13 protein-coding genes are annotated in these 18,308 nt (G+C 49.9%); 2 read left to right on the top strand and 11 right to left on the bottom strand.

Annotated features, from left to right (window positions below; translation table 11 throughout):
• Window positions 1–14: 14 nt before the first annotated feature.
• The 8 genes from ACZ5ZZ_RS08355 to ACZ5ZZ_RS08320 form a co-directional block, all read right to left on the bottom strand.
• Complete coding sequence (locus tag ACZ5ZZ_RS08355; RefSeq protein ID WP_464142254.1) at window positions 15–1,463, bottom strand: methyl-accepting chemotaxis protein; 1,449 nt, start codon at window positions 1,461–1,463, stop codon at window positions 15–17.
• 80 nt (window positions 1,464–1,543) lie between these two features.
• Window positions 1,544–3,856 (bottom strand): [protein-PII] uridylyltransferase family protein, encoded by a 2,313-nt coding sequence (locus tag ACZ5ZZ_RS08350; protein ID WP_464142252.1) that lies wholly within the window; start codon window positions 3,854–3,856, stop codon window positions 1,544–1,546.
• Window positions 3,857–4,036: 180 nt separating this feature from the next.
• The gene (mutS, locus tag ACZ5ZZ_RS08345) at window positions 4,037–6,547 is read right to left on the bottom strand and encodes a DNA mismatch repair protein MutS (RefSeq protein WP_464142250.1); all 2,511 of its coding nucleotides are present in this window, start codon (window positions 6,545–6,547) and stop codon (window positions 4,037–4,039) included.
• 484 nt (window positions 6,548–7,031) lie between these two features.
• Complete coding sequence (mpl, locus tag ACZ5ZZ_RS08340) at window positions 7,032–8,471, bottom strand: UDP-N-acetylmuramate:L-alanyl-gamma-D-glutamyl-meso-diaminopimelate ligase (protein WP_464142248.1); 1,440 nt, start codon at window positions 8,469–8,471, stop codon at window positions 7,032–7,034.
• Complete coding sequence (locus ACZ5ZZ_RS08335; RefSeq protein ID WP_464121147.1) at window positions 8,443–9,504, bottom strand: serine hydrolase domain-containing protein; 1,062 nt, start codon at window positions 9,502–9,504, stop codon at window positions 8,443–8,445. Before ACZ5ZZ_RS08335 ends, mpl begins: the two co-directional genes overlap by 29 nt.
• The gene (locus ACZ5ZZ_RS08330; protein ID WP_464142246.1) at window positions 9,504–10,442 is read right to left on the bottom strand and encodes a S66 peptidase family protein; all 939 of its coding nucleotides are present in this window, start codon (window positions 10,440–10,442) and stop codon (window positions 9,504–9,506) included. The genes ACZ5ZZ_RS08335 and ACZ5ZZ_RS08330 overlap by 1 nt, the downstream gene beginning before the upstream one ends.
• 3 nt (window positions 10,443–10,445) lie before the next feature.
• Window positions 10,446–11,729, bottom strand: coding sequence for an adenylosuccinate lyase (gene purB, locus ACZ5ZZ_RS08325; protein ID WP_464135066.1), 1,284 nt, complete (start codon window positions 11,727–11,729; stop codon window positions 10,446–10,448).
• A complete protein-coding gene (locus ACZ5ZZ_RS08320) occupies window positions 11,726–13,030 on the bottom strand; it encodes a hypothetical protein (RefSeq protein WP_464135065.1) in 1,305 nt (434 codons plus the stop codon). The genes purB and ACZ5ZZ_RS08320 overlap by 4 nt, the downstream gene beginning before the upstream one ends.
• Window positions 13,031–13,202: 172 nt before the next feature.
• Here ACZ5ZZ_RS08320 and ACZ5ZZ_RS08315 point away from each other — a divergent pair, with 172 nt between their 5' ends.
• A complete protein-coding gene (locus ACZ5ZZ_RS08315; protein WP_464142244.1) occupies window positions 13,203–13,763 on the top strand; it encodes a glutathione peroxidase in 561 nt (186 codons plus the stop codon).
• Window positions 13,764–13,864: 101 nt separating this feature from the next.
• Complete coding sequence (locus ACZ5ZZ_RS08310; RefSeq protein WP_464135060.1) at window positions 13,865–14,638, top strand: outer membrane beta-barrel protein; 774 nt, start codon at window positions 13,865–13,867, stop codon at window positions 14,636–14,638.
• Between the two features lie 58 nt (window positions 14,639–14,696).
• On the opposite strand, the gene ACZ5ZZ_RS08305 is transcribed toward ACZ5ZZ_RS08310, so the two are convergent.
• From ACZ5ZZ_RS08305 to era, 3 genes are read right to left on the bottom strand one after another with little or no spacing between them, the layout of a single operon-like run.
• Window positions 14,697–16,067: a sodium-dependent transporter gene (locus ACZ5ZZ_RS08305; RefSeq protein WP_464121141.1), complete on the bottom strand. Its 1,371-nt coding sequence runs from the start codon at window positions 16,065–16,067 to the stop codon at window positions 14,697–14,699.
• Window positions 16,067–17,419, bottom strand: coding sequence for a ribosome biogenesis GTPase Der (gene der / locus ACZ5ZZ_RS08300; RefSeq protein WP_464121140.1), 1,353 nt, complete (start codon window positions 17,417–17,419; stop codon window positions 16,067–16,069). Before der ends, ACZ5ZZ_RS08305 begins: the two co-directional genes overlap by 1 nt.
• Window positions 17,397–18,308 carry a GTPase Era gene (gene era / locus ACZ5ZZ_RS08295; RefSeq protein WP_464135057.1) on the bottom strand — a complete coding sequence of 304 codons (912 nt, stop codon included), beginning with the start codon at window positions 18,306–18,308 and terminating at the stop codon, window positions 17,397–17,399. Before era ends, der begins: the two co-directional genes overlap by 23 nt.

The following is an 18,308-nucleotide window of genomic DNA, read 5'->3' as shown; positions in this document are numbered from 1 at the left end:
GGGTTTTTTTGTTTTTATCCCGCCATTCTTTTTGATTCTTCTCCGCGCACCAACAAATTCAACATCTCCACCAGTCGGCGCAACTCTTTGCTTTGCGCATTGAGATCCTCTGCCGCGGCTGATGTTTCTTCGGCGGCAGCTGCATTGGCCTGCGTGGCTGAATCCAACTGGGTGGTGGCGGTGGATATCTGCGCCAAACCTTGTGCCTGCTCGCGCGAGGTCACCGCGATTTCTGAATTCACGGCAGCCAGCTTTTCAATCGCATCAAAGACCTGCCCCATCACTTTATGACTGCTGCTGGCCAGTCGCGCCCCCTGTCCGGTCTTTACTGCACTTTGTGAAATCAACTGGGCTATTTCGCGCGCCGAGGTGGCACTGCGCTGGGAAAGACCCCGAACCGCCTCAGCGACCACGGCAAATCCACGCCCTTGCTCTCCGGCCCGAGCCGCTTCCACGGCGGCATTTAAAGCCAGAAGATTTGTCTGAAAGGCGATATCGTCGATGATTCCCACGATCTCCTGAATCTGCCGGGAGCTGACTTCGATGTCCGCGATAGATTTCAAAAGTTCCTGAAGCTGAGACGCTCCTTCCTTAGAAAACCGCATGGCCATGGCACTGAGATCCCGCGCCATTTCGGCGCGATCAGAGGTCAGCGTGACCTGACTGTTAATCTCCTCCAAGGAGGCCACTGTTTCTTCCAGGGAAGCGGCCTCTTCAACTGTGGCACTGGATAGCGCCTGACTGGACTTTGACATCTCTGCAGCAGCTGCCTCGACATGCGATCCGGACTCATCCAATGTCGCCGAGAGTTCGGCAAAGTTTTTATTTAATTTGCGACTCAACAGACCCCCGAAAATCAAACTGCCCGCGGCAAAAAGACCCGCAAACAGCCACATCGTGAACAGTACTTTTTCACGCATGATTTCAGCCTCTGCGATGGATTTCATATTAGCCTCTTTGAGCACCGTCCCCATACGCAAGAGGATCTTGGTCAGCTCATTGGCTTTTTCAACGGTCCCGGCCATTTCCTTTATCAGCACACTGTCTTCGACAGAGCCCACGCGGGACAGGATCGAACGGTAGTCCTTCTGCAAGACTCCCCACACCCGCACAAAGTCTTTCAGATTCTTTTGATTCTCAGCCACAAGACCGATGCCCTGCAGTCCCTGTATAGTCTGATCCATCTCAAGAAATCTTTTTTCCAGGGCCTGGGTTGTGACCTTTTGTTGATCTCCGGCATGAGCTGAGATTTCCTGCCACAGGAGTCTGGCAATGGCGTTGGAGTGAATCCGCGCATCCCCGATCATCTGCGTGATGGGAATTCTTTTTGCGCTCAATCCTGTGATGACCTCATCCAAATTTTGAATTCCCCTTAAGGCCACCACCGAGGTCAGAATCAAACCCGCTACAGGAACTGCTGATAACAACAACAGTCTGCCATTGAGACTTTTCAGAAACTTCATAACTCACCTCTTGCAATGTCCCATCTATCGGTGAGTCTGATTTATTACTTTTTAGAAATACACAAGGTTCATGACGGCGGTCAGGTTGAGCGGAATCTATCCTGAAGAGCGCTCACGATTTGTTCAGGATTCCCTTGCGCTTTGACGACAAAGATATCATCCACCTGTCGCCCCCACGTATGCACCCGAGCTGACTTGATACTGATCCCCAGATCACTCAAGGCCCGGGCCGCAGAAGCCAACAGTCCCGACTGATCGGCCGCTTTGAAACTCACGACCCATTCTTTTTCATCCGCACTGACCAGTTGAATGGAATCAAATTTTACCATTGGAGCAGGCTTGCTTTGCATCGAACTGTTTTCAAGTATCTTGATCAAAGAGGCCACGGGCCGCGAACTGCTGACCTGGAACCAGTCATAAACCCCCACCTTCGGCAAAGTTTGAATGGACGCATGACGAATCCCCAATCCCAGGGAATAAAGCTGCCCGACATAGTCACTGAGCAGCCCCTGACGATCTTCTTTGTTGTGGAAGCGAATCCATAGATCCCCTTTTCGTGTCTTGAGCACCAGGGGTTTTAATGAATTGTCGCTGCTTTCGGCTTTTTTCAGATCTGTGACCAGCTCTTTTAAAGAAACACTTTCAAGCAACTGCACACCCAGCTCTTCCACCACCTGAGCATCCACCTGCAACTTCTTGCTTTTCTTTAAGGCCGCAAAGTCGAAATAATTTTGCGCACGCTTTGATTGAAGACTTAACACTAAGTCCTTTAAAAGTTTGGCTTTCCATTCATTCCAAGCCTCGGGATTGGTGGCCCGAATATCAATGGCTGTAAATAAAGCCAGACGCAAAAGACGGGAACCCCCGACTCCCCTTTCACGCAGTTCTTGCCAGACCTTAGGGTCCTTTGGATCTTTACGGAAGGCCGCCTGAGAAAGCTCCAGGTGATTTTGCACCATCCACTTCACCTCAGCAGTGAAGGCTTTGCCAAATCCGTAGGTTTTAAAGTCGCGCTCCGTGAGCGTCACCCCCAGATCGGAATGATGTTCCGGGCTTTCCATGCCTTTGGCTAAATCGTGATACAAACAGGACCAGCTCAAGATACGCCAGTCTTCGGTCGTCAGATCTTTGGCAATAAACTTTAACGGCCCCAGACCTGAAGGCTTTTTATACACGCGCTTGACCTCGCGACAGGCCTGCATGATGTGGGAATCCGCGGTGAAGCGATGGTACTGATCGTGTTGAACATAGCCCACCAACCGTCTGATTTCAGGCACCAGTTTATCGATCAACCGCGAACGAAACACACTAACCAACAGCTCATCCGACGCTTTCACATTCAGAATCTTATCAAGCACCTGCCCCCGGCGTTTCGCCGCTGATTTGACGACGGAATCCGGCAGCAAGATATCCAGATTCTCGCGGACCTTTTTCTGAACCAAAACGCGGGAACTCTTATGTAACGCAGTTAAAAAATCCTCGAACTTTCTAAAGGTCTGACTTTCAATTTTTTTCAGATCCTTTTCGGAGGCTTCAGCAACCTCCACGATCCAGTCCGAATAGAAATGCACGCGGGACAATCCGCGCTGCAAATCCCGCATAAAATCCTTATGCGACTTAAAGCCCATCCACTGAGCCATATCAAACTGTGCCGCTCCGGAAAGAACATCACCATATCCATCCAGATGAAGCTTCTGGCGCAAACTTAGGAAATAACTGCGATAATACTGAAGTACATTCAGGGCATGTCCGGGATTGGTGAACTTTTCCGCGAACAGTTCATAGATCTGAAGGCCCTGCTCCAGATCGCGCAGGCCTCCTGGACCAAACTTGATATTTGGTTCCAGATAGTTGGTGATGGAATCATAGCGCTTTTCGCGGTTCTGACGCTCTTCTTTTACGGCCCGCAGAAGTCCCCGGCGGTATTGGTTTTTCTTGCTCCAAATGCGCTTTTGTTGTTCGAAAAGTTTTTGGGCCGCCTCGGGCGTCCAGGGACGCGCTTTGAGCAGAGCCAGAATATCAAAGGCCTCGACATTCTCAGTCCAGTCCGCTGGATTGTGTGGCATGCGATAGCGCAGCTTAAGCCCTTGCTCCTGCAAGGCATCCACAAAAGAGCGCACCTTGCCTTCATCACCGCAGAACAAAACATCAATGTCAGATTTGGGGCAGAGTTCACCCCGCGCCCAGGAGCCGATAATAATAGGATGGCAGTCTTTCCACTCAGGCCGGGTTTTGAAAAGCTCTTCCAGCCGATCTCCCAGCCAGGAAGATAAATTCTCGGACGAAAAACAAAACACCTGACGAACATCTCCGTCAGGTGTCATCAGCGGAGGCACCAAAACCTCCTGAGCTTGATTCCATTGTTCTGAATTCAAAAAAGACTTCTGCGCCATAAAAATATGGTAAACGAAGCCCCACCGAAAACAAACCTTAAGTTACCAATCTGATCAATGCGCCCGATCCATCTGCAGTATTCAATCGGGCTATAAAGGCTTCAGACAAGGCGGGAGGAAGGTAAGCGCGGAGGCCTACTCAATGTAGGCCGCACAAGCGTCCGCCCGACCAACGCAGGATCAAGCCTTTATAGACTGATTGGAGACTAGTTCTTTCCATTTGGCGATTTGGTTCATGGCCTCTAGCGGACTCATCTGCATCAAAGGGTATTTTTCCACTTCATCCAAAAGGTTCTTCAGACTTTCAGAGATCTGAGAAGCCCCGGCAAGATCCATGTCCATGGCTGGCACTTCGACTTCCGCAGACAAAGAGTCCAACAAAGAAAGCTGGCTGGAGGCCTGAACCCGCTTGGACTCAATGTCTCTCAACAAACTTTTTGCGCGACGAGTGACCGTTGCTGGCAAGCCTGCCAACTCGGCCACCTGAACCCCGTAGGACTTCAAAGCCGGGCCTTTTACCAAAGTATGCAGGAAGCGGATTTCACCGTTTCGCTCGGCCACAGTCATGTGCGCATTGGTGATCTGACCAAAACTTTGATCCAAAGAGGTCAGCTCATGATAGTGAGTGGCAAAGAACGTCAGAGCTTTCACCTCACTCAGCAGATGTTCCAAAATCGATTGGGCCAGACACATTCCATCAAACGTGCTGGTTCCGCGCCCCACTTCATCCAGAATCACCAAAGAATCCTTGGTGGCATTCTTTAGCATCGCGGATGTTTCAGTCATCTCGACCATGAACGTGGATAGCCCCTCGGACAACTGATCACTCGCCCCGATACGGGTGAAGATCGCATCAAAGATTGGCAATTGAGCCTCATCACAAGGCACGAAAGAACCCATTTGAGCCAAGATGGCAATCAAAGCCACCTGACGCATCAGCGTGGATTTACCGGCCATATTCGGGCCCGTCAGCAGCAAACAAGAGTGCTGGCGAAGCTCAATGTCGTTGGCCACAAAGTTTTTCTTCACAGTTTGTTCAACCACCGGATGGCGGCTGGCCTTCATTTTCAAAGACCCATCGGCAGAGAAACTTGGACGAACATATTTTTCTTCAAGGCTGAGCCAAGCCAAACTTGAAACCACATCCACTTCACTGCACTCATGCGCCAGCCCCAACAAAGCCGGACACTGAGAAAGGATTTCCTTGCGAAGAGCTTCAAAGAATTCAAATTCCAGATCTGCTCGCTTCGTGTTGGCACTAAGAACTTTTCTTTCAAGCTCGATCAGCTCTTCCGTACAATAGCGCTCGGCATTGGTCAGGGTTTGCTTACGCTGATAGTTCGCCGGCACCTTGTCTTTGTGAGAATTGGTGATCTCGATATAATAACCAAAAACGTTGTTATAACGAATCTTCAGGCTGGAGATTCCAGTCTTTTCTTTTTCCTCAACTTCCATGCGCGACACCATGGCCTGCGCATTGGTGGAAAGCTCAATCAACTCATCGAGTTCCGCCGAAACCCCAGTGCGGATCAGATAGCCCTGCTTGGTCGTCAGTGGCGGATCCTCGACCAGAGTGCGCTCAATTTTATAAGCCAGCTCGCGCAAGGCCTCAAAATTAGCCGTCCCGCCCGTGGCGTGAACCAAAACCTCCAAAGAACTGATACCGGCATGCACGCTTCCCGCCAAAGCCAGAAGATCGCGGCCATTGCACTGAGGTTGAGAAATCTTACCCAAACGGCGTTCGATATCGCCCATCTGCCCCAGAATCTGGCGCACGCGTTTGAGCTCCAGCACATGGTTTCGCCAGAACTCAACATTGGTCAGACGCTGCTCGATCGCATTTTGATCGCGCAAAGGGAAGCTCAACCACTGACGAAGCAAACGGCTGCCGGCGGACGTCTGAGTGCGGTTGATGGCATGGAACAAACTGCCCAGGCCTTCGCCCTTATAAGTTGAGAAGATTTCCAGATGACGCTGTGTTGTTGCGGTCAGCTCCAGACGGTGCTCAAGATCGCGCAGTTCAAACGCAGACAATGTCGCCAAAGATTCATCACCCGACATGTTGCTGACATAAGAAACCAGACGTGCTGCTGACATCGGTGCTTCATTTTTCAAAAGCGGATGAAGGGCATCGGCGATGTCTTCATGATGGCTGATCAGAATTCCATCAAGACCCGTCAGCAGGGACTCATCCTCTTTGTTGATGACTATCTCCGCCACAGGAAGAATCTGCAGGAAGCGCAAAAGCTCCGCCGTTTTTTTAGAACGGAAGAAGAAAGCCTCTCCCGTGGTGGTGTCCAGGAAACTCAAAGACTCAGCATCAAGGCTTGCCAGATAGTGCGGTTTAGTGCCATCCAAGGTGTCTGAATCGTAAACCATTCCCGGCGTCAGAACGCGGGTCACGCCACGCTTAACAATTCCTTTGGCTGTTTTCGGATCCTCCAGCTGATCACAGATGGCAACCTTAAAACCGTGCGCCAAAAGCTTGTTGATGGGTCCTGCGATGGAGTGGTGCGGGACTCCGCACATCGGAGTTTCATCCTGGGATTTTTTATTTCTTTGAGTCAGCGCAATTCCCAAAACCGGTGCGGCTTTGACAGCGTCATCAAAGAACATTTCAAAGAAGTCCCCCATACGGAAAAGAAGGATTTTATCTTGGTGGACAGACTTGATGTCCCAGAACTGTTTCATGAGCGGAGTAAGATTCGACATAGGCCAAAAAAATTAACGAAACCTCGGCCCTATTTCACCCTAAAACCTCCATTGACGCGCACCCCCGAAAGGTACCTGCTCACTTTTGCAGAAGCACTGCTCCGAAATTCGATTTTAACCCCCTCTGAGTCAGGGATTTATTGACGTTTCTGTGCTGCCTAAGAGTTACACAACTCCGGGATATGCCTAGAAAAGGGGGACTTTCTCTTGGAAAAGGGCGCCTGCATTTTCCTCTTTACCCAGACGAAATTCTTTTTGAATCAATCGATCAGACTTTGAGATGGGTCAATGAGACTCCCAACTCTTATGATACAGAGATTATAAAGCAGAGCCTACGCAAGGGGGTCTTCGATGTTGCGACCGATCGGCGGACAGGACGTCCGAGAGAGTTACTCCTAAATCCATATTAAAAAAGCGCCGCGAAGAATGTCGCGACGCTTCTGCAAAAGTGAGCAGGTACCTTTTATTCCAAGGCTTTCATTAGTTTGGTGTAGATTCCGTCGAAGCCGCCGTTGCTCATGATCAGAATCACGTCGCCCTTGTGGGCTTTGGACTTCAAGGCGGCCACAATATCATCGGCCGTATCAAAGTCGGCGGCTGTCACCTGGGACTTCTTTAAATCATCCACCAGCTCGTGACTGGAGAAGCGATTTTCCTCGTCGATCTTGCTTTGATCAAAGGCTTTGGCCAGCAACACTTCATGCGAACCCTTGAAGGCTTCGACATAGTCTTTCTGGAAGACTTTGCGACGGGAGGTCGCGCTTCTGGGCTCAAACACCGAGAAAACCTTGCGCCCCGGATATTTCTTCTGAATGCCCTTCACGGTCTCACGCACCGCTGTTGGATGGTGGGCGAAGTCTTCGATCACCAAAATTCCGTTCGGTTCGCCCAGAATTTCCTGACGGCGCTTGACGCCCTCGAAAGATTCCAGCGCAATTTGAATGCGGTTTTCCGAGAACCCCAGCATCTTGGACATCGCCACCACCGCCGTCGCATTCAGAACGTTGTAATCGCCCGTGATCTGCATGGCATAAGGGCCCAGGATTTCACCTTTGTGATGAACTTCAAAGCCCAGACCATTGGCATTCTGGAACATGATCTTCGCACGGAAGTCCGCCTCGGCGCCAAAACCGTAAGTGAAAGAATTTTTGCATTTCGCCAGCTTACGAAGTTCCATCACGTTGGCATCTTCAGAACAAGCCAGCAACGTGCCTTCTGCAGGAATCAGATTCATCAAGCGAGCAAAGGATTTCTTCACATCATCCAGGTCTTTATAGATATCCGCATGATCGAATTCCACCGAAGTCAGAATCACATGCTTTGGACGATAGTGAATGAATTTGGGAACCTTATCGAAGAAGGCCGTGTCGTATTCGTCCCCCTCAATAATGAAATAATTGCCTTCCGGATTTTTAAAGGACTGCGAGAAGTTTTTCGGAATTCCACCAATCAAAAAGCCCGGCTTCACTCCGGCATTTTCCGCCACCCAGGCCATCATCGAAGTCGTCGTGGTTTTCCCGTGAGTCCCCGAGATCACGACACTTTCGCGATTTTCAATGATAAATTCGCCCATGGCTTTAGGGAGCGATGTGTACGGAATCCCGAGTTTCATCAACTCCTGGGCCTCTTCATTGCTGGCGGAAATCACGTTACCCACGATCACAAAATCCGGCTTCGGGTGCAGGTTTTCGGCCTTATAACCCTTCATGATGTTGATCCCCAGATTTTCCAGTTGCGTGGACATCGGAGGATACGGATTGGAATCACTGCCAGTGATTTTAAAACCGCGGTCTTTCAAAAGACCGGCCATCGACGCCATCGCGGTTCCGCAAATACCCATCAAGTGAATGTGACTGCCTGGTTTAATATTCATTTTAAAGTCCACTTCTTCTGTAGTTTTCAACAATCCAATTATGGATATCCGGACGAAGTTTGCCAAAGGCTTTGTTGTCGGCTCCATAAAGAACGCGATTAGAAAGGATGCACACACTCAAATCCATCTTCGGATCATACCAGACTGAGGTCCCGGTAAAGCCCGTATGACCAATCGAATCCAGCGAAAAATACGTCCCGCAGCTGGCCGAACCTGGTGTCGGCATCATATACCCCATCGCCCAGTCGCCTTGTCCTTCCGGAAGCGCGCGTTTGGCAAAAAGCTGAGCCGTCTTCTGACGGATGGAATAACGGGCAATCCCCAACAAGTGTGATCGCAGGTGCAACGAGAACCAACCCACATCATCGATGCTTCCGAACAAGCCCGCATGGGTGGAAACACCCCCCAGTGCCCAGGCATTCAGATCATGGACTTCACCCTGCACCAGTTTACGCCGCACCGGACATTCTTCAGTTGGAGCATACAAGGAAAGTTTGTTGGTCACTTGATTGTCCGGATGGAACTCCAGCGTGGTTCCAAGATAGAATTTATTTTTAATGTCCGTCCAGACATCATCCAGGGACTTATCATAGATTTTTTCAATGATATAACCCAGCACCAGGAAGCCTACATCCGAATAAATGGCCGTTTCCTGTTTTTCAATTTTCAAACCCTGCAGGATCGACTGCAGTTGTTCGCGGCGTTTTTCCCGCGAAAGCGACGTGTTGATTTCCTGATACAGAGGAAGCCACCATGGCAAACCTGAGCTGTGAGTCAGAAGCTCGGTGATTTTCGTGTCTTTATGCTGAAACCACGGCAAGAGATCGCTGACTTTGGTTTCAAAATTCCATTTGCCGCTTTCAAATGCCTGCAACATCGCCTGCGTGGTGAAAATCACTTTGGTCAGGCTGGCCAGATCGTAATAGGCATAGGTGTTACCCACGGCCACATCACAGATAATACGTCCTCCCTGATAGGCTCTTACCATCACTCCCGGAGTCGTATCGCGGATGCGCTCTTCCAACTGCGAGATCAGATTTCTTTCCAAAACAGAATATTTCATTACGGACGTCCTCCGGTTTCAATCTGTAACAAGACCCGACCACTATTGACGGTCAATTCACAGGATGTGTTAAAAGGAACGGGTCGCTGCACTGGCGCGTGTCCCGCCTCAAGGCCCTTGAAAAGAGGAATCTCCAGATCCTCGGCCCAACGTTTAAAGACTTTATTCGTTTTATCCGCGCCGGTTCCCCCGGGTTCTTCGCCACCGAAGAAGTCCCCCAGAATCAGACCCTGGCATTTTTTAAAGATTCCCGCCTGACGGAACTGCTCAAACATACGATCTACGCGGTAACCACGCTCGCCGATGTCCTCGACAAAAAGAAGCTTCTTGTCGGCATTAATCTGCCATGGCGTTCCCAAAGTGGACTGCAACACCGTCAGATTCCCCCCGGTGATACGGGATTTGATCGTTTTAGCTTCGCGTGCCGCCTGATTCAGAGGCTTGAGTTTCTTAAACTCAATTTTTTTGGTCTTTCCAAAAAGCACATCATGAATTTCTTTTTCATGTTTGGCAGACACCAGGTTGCGCCCCAAACGATCCAAAAGTGGTGCATGCAACGTGGACCAGCCCCATTCCTGAGTCACAAATGTGTGCAAAGAGGAAATATCACTGATCCCAATCAACAACTTGGGTGTCTTTGGTTTTTTGAGCTTCGCCAGATAGGGCAACAAACGATTGCTGCCATAACCGCCCCGCAGACACCAGATCACCTGGGAATCCCTGGACTCAATCGCAGCCTTCAGAAAACTCCAGCGCGCCTCATCTTCATGCGCATGCAGAAAATGCGGTTTGATGATGCCTTTGGGAATTCGCGGCTGAAGCTTCCACTTTAACAAAAAATCCCGGGCACCTTCGACCTCATGAGGCTTTGACGGATAGCCCGGAGCGACCACATCAATGACATCATTTTCCTTTAAAAACTTCCAACTGCCTGTCATCCGCTACACCCGTTTGATAATATCTTTGATAGCTTTTTTATGTTTTTTCCCTGTGAAAATCTCGTCGATTTCTTTCGGCTTTAGCAGCTTACTGATCTGATCATCCACCAAAAGTTTGTCTTTCAAGTGCTCTCCATAAGCCAGGGAGTGACACAGACGCTGCACCAACGCATAGGCCTCTTCACGGATCATCCCCTTTTGAATCAGGGCCAGCAGAACATGAGAACTGAAAATCTGACCTTGAGAACTTTCAATATTGTCCATCATGCGCTTTTTATTCACATCCAGACCATCCAAAAGAATCGTCATACGATGACACGCATAATCCGCGACGATGAAAGCATCCGGGAAGACAACACGCTCAACCGAAGAATGACTGATATCGCGCTCATGCCACAGGGCCACGTTTTCCAGACCAGCGATCGCATAACCACGAAGCAGGCGGGAAAGGCCCGTGATATTTTCCGCACTGATGGGATTCTTCTTGTGCGGCATTGCAGAAGATCCCTTTTGCCCCTTGGTGAAACCTTCCGTCACCTCTCCCACATCACTGCGCTGCAAGTGGCGAAGCTCCACAGCCAGGCGTTCCAGACCCGTGCCAAAGATCGCCAAAGCTGAAAGCATCTCGGCGTGCCGGTCGCGGGGAATCACCTGCGTGGCAATGGTTTCTGTTTTTAACTTCAACTTTTTTGCCACCAGATTTTCAATTTTCGGCGCCTGACTGGAGTACGTACCCACAGCTCCACTGAGCTTGCAGATCATCATGTTGTCCAACGCCGCCTTCACTCGCTTTTTATTGCGCTGAGTTTCAGCCAGAAAGCCGGCCATCTTAAATCCGAAAGTTGTGGGCTCTGCGAACATTCCATGCGTGCGCCCTGCACACAAAGTTTCAGCATGACGGTTCACCAGGGTCTTCAGGGATTTTTCCAAAGCCTCTATGGATTTCATCAGCACCACACCCGCTTCACGAACCTGCAGACTGAAGGCTGTGTCCAACACATCCGAAGAAGTCAGGCCATAATGGATGAACTTCCCCTGAGGACCGACATTTTCAGCCAGATTGGAAACAAAAGCGATCACGTCGTGTTTGGTTTCACGTTCGATTTCAGAAATTCTTTTAACGTTGAAGCGGGCCTTTTGCGCAATCGTCTTGGCCGCCCCTTTGGGAATAAGACCCAATTGCGCCTGCACTTGCGCCACAGCGATTTCGACTTCCATCATCTTGCCGAATTTGTGATCAGAATCCCAAAGAAGGCCCATCTCAGGGCGAGTGTATCTTTCAATCACGAGTTCTGTTCCTTTCGCTTCTTTTCCTTTTGTTCCTTGAGCAGCTTTTCTTTCCACCAGCTCACGATACGGCCTTGGATGGCCTCATGATTGTCAAAATAAGAGCCCCAGTGATAGTTCGGCCAAACTTCCGGTCCATCCAAATGCAAATTCCCATAAGAACTGCGACCCCGTCGTGCTTTCTGCTTCTCGCCGAAAACCGGGAACCGAGACGCCCCCAACTGGGCATAGGTGTAATAGTATTCCTGCGGGAAGCTCAGGATCTGAGGATCAGTCAAAGTCATGCGCTCTTTAAGATGGTTCTTCATGCGCTCACTGCGAACGGTCAGATAGTCTTTGTTGAACCTTTGCACAGTGGGGATTCGCATCCAGACATCAAATTGTTCTGGCAGCGTGGTTCTTTGCAACACCATCATATTTTCATGAGTCCACGGAGAGTCCACATCACCAATCATCACCGTATGCAAAGGCAGTCGATCCCGCTCAAAGCACGCCTGCAGACCGACTCGGTAACGCACCCAGCACCATTCAGGCTCCAAGGCTCCTTCCGGGAAGAAGTATTTACCCAGGCGTTCATTCAAAAAATAACTTTCTTCGCTGGTCAGCATCCACACAATTTGCTCCAAACGGAACAAACCTTGTTTTTCGCCGGAAAGCTCCAGACCCGTGATGGACTTACCACCACCGAATGAAACGTCCATGATCTGGTGCGGGCGGATGACATCCACCCCTTTGCTGGTCAGCCAGCTTAAGGATTTTTCCAAACCGTTGCGAGTCGCATGACGAACCAGGAATGAGGAGGTCAGCGGCGTCGGCACCCCCAGACGGGCCCCCTTGGCGTTGGAGGTGTAAGTTGTTCCCGACCACTGGTGCGCCAGATGCAGAATCCAGCTTGAATCAAAATCAAGGGCATCAATATTCTTGTAAAGATACTTTGCCGCCTTTTCGCCCGCGCCCCCGATCAGATGCTCCTTCACAGACGGCGCCAAAGTGGACTGGTCAATTTTATACTTTGTAACCGGCCCCTTAAACTCAAAAGGGCCGTCCTTCAGCCACAGAGTAAATCCATTTGGAACTTCGTCAAACGGATCGTCGGAATACATTCTTTCGGACTGGGATTCTGAAATGCGCTCGTTGCGGAAGAAACCAAAAGGTCCTTCCACATCTTCTGAAGGCCACACACCCAGTTTGCTGGATACATCAACAAGAGTTGTTTTAATTCCCTCTTTCGCCAGAGCCGCAGCCAACCAATGACCCCGACCAAAAGCTGAAATAAGGATAACGGGACTGCCAAGTTCCATCGCCGCAAATGTCTCCTGTTTTTGAAGTGAAATTGAATCCTAAAGGCTCTTAATGATTAGAAAATCACGAATTGATAAAGTCAAAGGTGCGCACTGCATCCAAAGTGCCTCCGGGGCTTTTTCTTGTGATTTCCCGATGGCGGACCTACAATACGCTCATCAGGAGGAACTCATGCGTCTTTTAACTCTCCTTGGCCTCATTTTCTGCTCTCAGCTTTCCTGGGCAAACGAGTCTGCCGTTGCGACAAACTTCTTCGATCTTTCTGCTAATTCTTTAAGCGGGAAGAAGATCAACTTTTCTACTTACCGAGGCAAAGTCGTTCTCGTTGTGAACACGGCATCTCAATGCGGCTTTACACCGCAGCTTAAAGAACTGGAAGAAATGTACAAAAAATACGCAAGCCGCGGTTTTATTGTTCTGGCCTTCCCCTCCAATGACTTCAAACAAGAAAAAGGCACCAACGAAGAAGTGCAAAGCTTTGCTGAAAAAGAGTTTGGCGTGACCTTCCCTTTCTTTGATAAAGCCCCCGTCACCGGCAAAGACAAGCAGCCGGTGTACCAGTTCCTGACCACGCAGAAGCCGGGACTTCTGTTCAAGGACGTTGCCTGGAACTTTGAAAAGTTTCTGATCAACCGCAAAGGACAGGTCATTGAAAGATGGAGTTCCATCACCAAGCCCTCCTCTGAAAGTATCACCAAGGCGGTTGAAAAAGCGCTGAATGAGCCCTTATAGATGTCTCACCCTGAGACAAACTGCGATATCTGGACTTCGTTTTGATACTTTACTTTGAAGTTTTCCCCGTTTTGATTCGATAATATCAAGAGGGGGAACTTGTGAAAACCACAGCTCGATTACGTACATACAGCCTTCTTGCAATTCTTTTTTCCATGGCCGTGGCCATGCCCCAAAAGTCCCTGGCTCAGTCTGATCAAAAAACATACTTGCTTTCTCAGGTTGATGTGGATGAAGCCTATGATCCGTTTACCGATTACAGTGAATTTGAAGAAGAGTCTGACGAAGAGGCGGACATCAACTTCTTCCGCAACGGACGATTCTTTACTATCGGTCTTGCTGGCGGTATGCGTGGTTTTACCGGCAACTTCGCTGATGCCTATTCAGCGGCGCCGACTTTCGGTATCTTTCTGACTTATTTCTTTGATCTTCGCCTGGCGATGTCCCTGGGCTTCCAAACTGGCGATCATGCCGTGAAATTCAAGGTCCTAGGAAAGACCGACCCTTACGAAGGCAATGTTTCCATCACAGCGGTTAATTTTGACTTGAAGTACTACATGAACACCCAGAATGTGACGCGGGGTCTGGCCGATCTAAATCCCTACATCCTGGGCGGTCTGGGTCAGTTTTATCGCACCTATACCATCGCAGGTCTTGACGGATTCAGCCGAGACTCCACCATGGGTTTTGATATCGGCGCGGGGTTGGAGATCCCCTTGATGCGCAAAAAAGCCTACCTGGGTCTGCAAGGAACTTATCACTATGTGAACTTCAGTGATGAAAATAAAAACTATGTCGATGGCACCGAAAAACTGGAAAAGAATCTGGCCGGGGACTTCTATAACTTCCTGGTTATTCTGGGGATGAATTTCTAGATTCCAGCGCGCTACAAAATAAAAAAGGGACCTTCAAGGTCCCTTTTTAGTTCCGGATTCACAAAGCAAAGACGCCGACAACCTGAAGCAACAACCCCAGTACAATTACAATTGGCCCCGCCCACTGCAAAATGAACAACCAGTGAGGATACATGGAGTAGCTGACAAACTTGTCCTTATCGACAAAGCCCAGCTCTTTTTCCTTGTCTGAAATACCCTTATTAAAAGCAATCAGGATCCCCAAGGCGACCACCGGCAACAGCCAGTTGATCAGCAGTGAATCCAGATTTTCAATCAACGAGCGCCCGCCCACACGGACGTCTTTAAAGACTGAACTCGACAAAGCCGGAAGCACCGTCAACAGCAAGGCGATCGCCCCGGAATACCAGGTCGCTTTACCGCGCTCCATCTTCTTCTGCGCATCCACCCAGTTTGAAACTACAACCTCCAAAAGGCCGATACTGGCATTCAAGGCCGCCATATACAGACACACGAAGAAGGCCAGTCCGAATAAGACTCCCCCCGGAATGCCCAAAAGATACTTCGGCAGAACCTCAAACATCAAAGCCGGATCTGTCAGCGGAACATTGGACGCCTGGAACGCCACCGGGAAAATCATCACCACCGCAATCATGGAGATGATCGTATCCACGATCGTCACCCGAAAGCCCGCGGTCGGAACGTGATCTTCCTCACGCATATAAGAACCGAAAGTCACCATGGTCCCAAAGCCCACAGACAGGGTGAAGAACACATGTCCCAAGGCATGATTCAAAGAGGACCAGGTCAACTTGGAAAAATCAGGATAAAAAAGGAAGCGCAAAACTTCCGGAGTCGACGGCAGCGAAAAAGACCGCATGACCAGAATCACAACCAAAGCCACAAAGAGGGGCATCGTATAGCCGATCCATCGCTCCAGCCCCTGCTGGACCCCTTTAACGACCACCACAACCGTAATCAGAATGTGGGCACTGGCCAGCATCAACTGCAACCAGCCATTGGACATCAGGGCTGCCAGATTGGTTTTATCGACGACCTGATCCGAAGTGGAAAACAATGAAATCAAAAACTGAGTTAGAAAATGCAAAACCCAGCCGCTGATCACGGAATAGTAAGACAGAACGACAATACTGACTAACACGGCCAGCCGCCCGACCCAACGCAAAGAGCGCACGCCGGATTTCTGTCCCATCTGCTGGGTCGCCACGATCACAGAACGACGTGTGCCTTTTCCCAGCATCAGCTCGGCAATCAGAAGCGGAGCTCCGATTGCCAGGGCCATAAAACCATAAAGCAAAATAAAAGCACCGCCTCCATTTTCCCCCACGACGTAAGGGAAACGCCAAAGATTCCCCAGACCGCAGGCAGAGCCCACGGCCAGAAGGTAAAATCCATAGCGTGTTTTCCAGGAGCCGCGTTTACTGGCCATTATTCCCCGCCACCACTGCCGCCACGGCGTGATTTCATACAGAAGATACGAATCGGCATTCCATGGAGGTCCCAGCGTTCCTTGATGTTTTTAATCAAGAAGCGACGATAAGAATTCGTCACCCCGTCGGGATGATTGGCAAAGGCAATAAAGGCCGGTGGTCTTTGATACGTCTGAGTCAGATAATAGAACTTCACGTTCGTCGTGCCCCAAACCGGAGCCGGCGCCTTACGAATCGTTTCAAAGAAGAAGTCATTCAGCTCAGCCGTTGGAATACGCATGGTCATCTGATCAGCCACACGCTCGATCATCTCGAACATTTCCTCCAGACCATACTGGGTCTTGGCGCTGGTGAAGACAACATTCACATCGGTAAAGAAGTGGAACACGCGCTCGACTTGTTCGCGGAAGGTCTTGCGATACTCCGGAATCTCTTTACCACCCAAGTCAGACTTATTTGCCACCAGGATCACACCTTTATGATCCTCCAGAATAGACTGCATGATGCGTGCATCCTGATCCGTCGGTCCGATTGTTCCATCGACAACCAGCAGGATCAAATCCGCTCGGCGAATGGCTTCCTGGGATTTAAAGGCAGAAATGATCTCCAGATCCTCTTCACGCTTGGCAGATCGGCGTAAACCGGCCGTATCCACCAAAGTGTACTTTTTGCCGTTATAGATGAACGGAGAGTCAACAGAATCAATTGTTGTACCCGCAACATCGGACACGATCATGCGATTCACACCCAGGATCGCGTTGCACAAAGAGCTCTTACCCACGTTGGGCTTACCTACGATGGCGATATTGATGCCCTCTTTCACCGTCCCCGGATTTTCAGGGATCTGCTTGGTGATCCACTCCAGAACATCTGCGACACCGCGACGCTGCTCGAAAGATGCAGAAATGATATCCACGCCAAACTCATAGAAGTCCGCTTTGGCCATATCCGCTTCGGCATCGCGATCCACCTTATTGATCACCAACAAGAAGGGCTTCCCGGTCTGCTTGGCCACACGGATGATGTCACGATCCTCCGGCACCAGACCCGCACGACCATCCATCACCGCCACAATCAGATCCACAGAATGCAGGAATTCGGTCACTTGTTCTTTGATCAGTTTAGAGAAAATATCACCAGCTTCGGTGATACCGCCCGTATCGATCAGGTCAAACTGCTTGCCCCAGATATCCACCGGCTCAATGATGATATCGCGGGTCACACCCGCCTGATTCTTCACCACGGCTTTGCGCGTGTCAGTGATAATGTTAAACAGTGTGGATTTACCCACGTTCGGGCGACCGATGATCGCCACTTTGGGTGCAAACTCAGTCCTTTGATTCAACGACATAGCCCAGCTCCTTCATCATGCGTTTATTGGAGAACCACTCAGGCTTACTCGCCACATTCAGGTCCAGGAAGATTTTCTCTCCCATCAGTTTTTCAATTTCTTTGCGTGCTTCCATACCAATTTGTTTGATCATGGCAGCGCCCTTGCCGATAACCATTGCCTTGTGGCTTTCTTTACCCACCACAATTTCTGCAAAGATCTTCGGCACTGGCTTGGCATCTTCCTCAAACTTCACAATACGAACTGCGATCGAGTAAGGAACCTCATGGTGAAGAGCATCGAAACATCTTTCACGGATGATTTCTGACGCCATTTCACGCACATTTTCATTGGTGTAAAGTTCAGTGTCATAAAGAGGCGCCGGAGATTCCGGCAACAACTCCAAGAACTCAATCAGAAGTGCTTCACGCTCTTCCTGATCATCCTTGGAATCTTTCACAGACACAGAGAAGGCTTTACCTCCGGCATCCTCGACCATCTTGCGAAGGATCATCACGCGGTGAGCTTTTTCCTCAATATCCGTTTTTGTGATAACCGCCACCCAGGGCTTGCCGCTTTTGGAAACCATTTCGATTACTTTTTCTGCGTCCTCGGGGCGCTCTTCGTCCACAGATAAAACCGCCAACAAGGCATCAGAGCTTCCAATAACGTCTTTGGCTTCCTGAGCCAGGAAGCCATTGAGTCCCTCGTCCGCACGGATCAATCCCGGCGCATCGACGAAGATGATCTGACCTTTATCAGTACTCCAGATACCCAGAATACGACGGCGTGTTGTTTGGGGTTTTGCAGAGACGATGGAAACTTTCTCGTCCACCAGGAAGTTCATCAGCGTGCTCTTCCCTGCGTTCGGTTGTCCAATCAGACCTAAAAATCCGGCTTTGTAACTCAT

Source organism: Bdellovibrio sp. HM001, from assembly GCF_055397275.1.
Note: the sequence above shows the minus strand (reverse complement) of the source record. Positions and strands in the feature narration are given on the sequence as shown.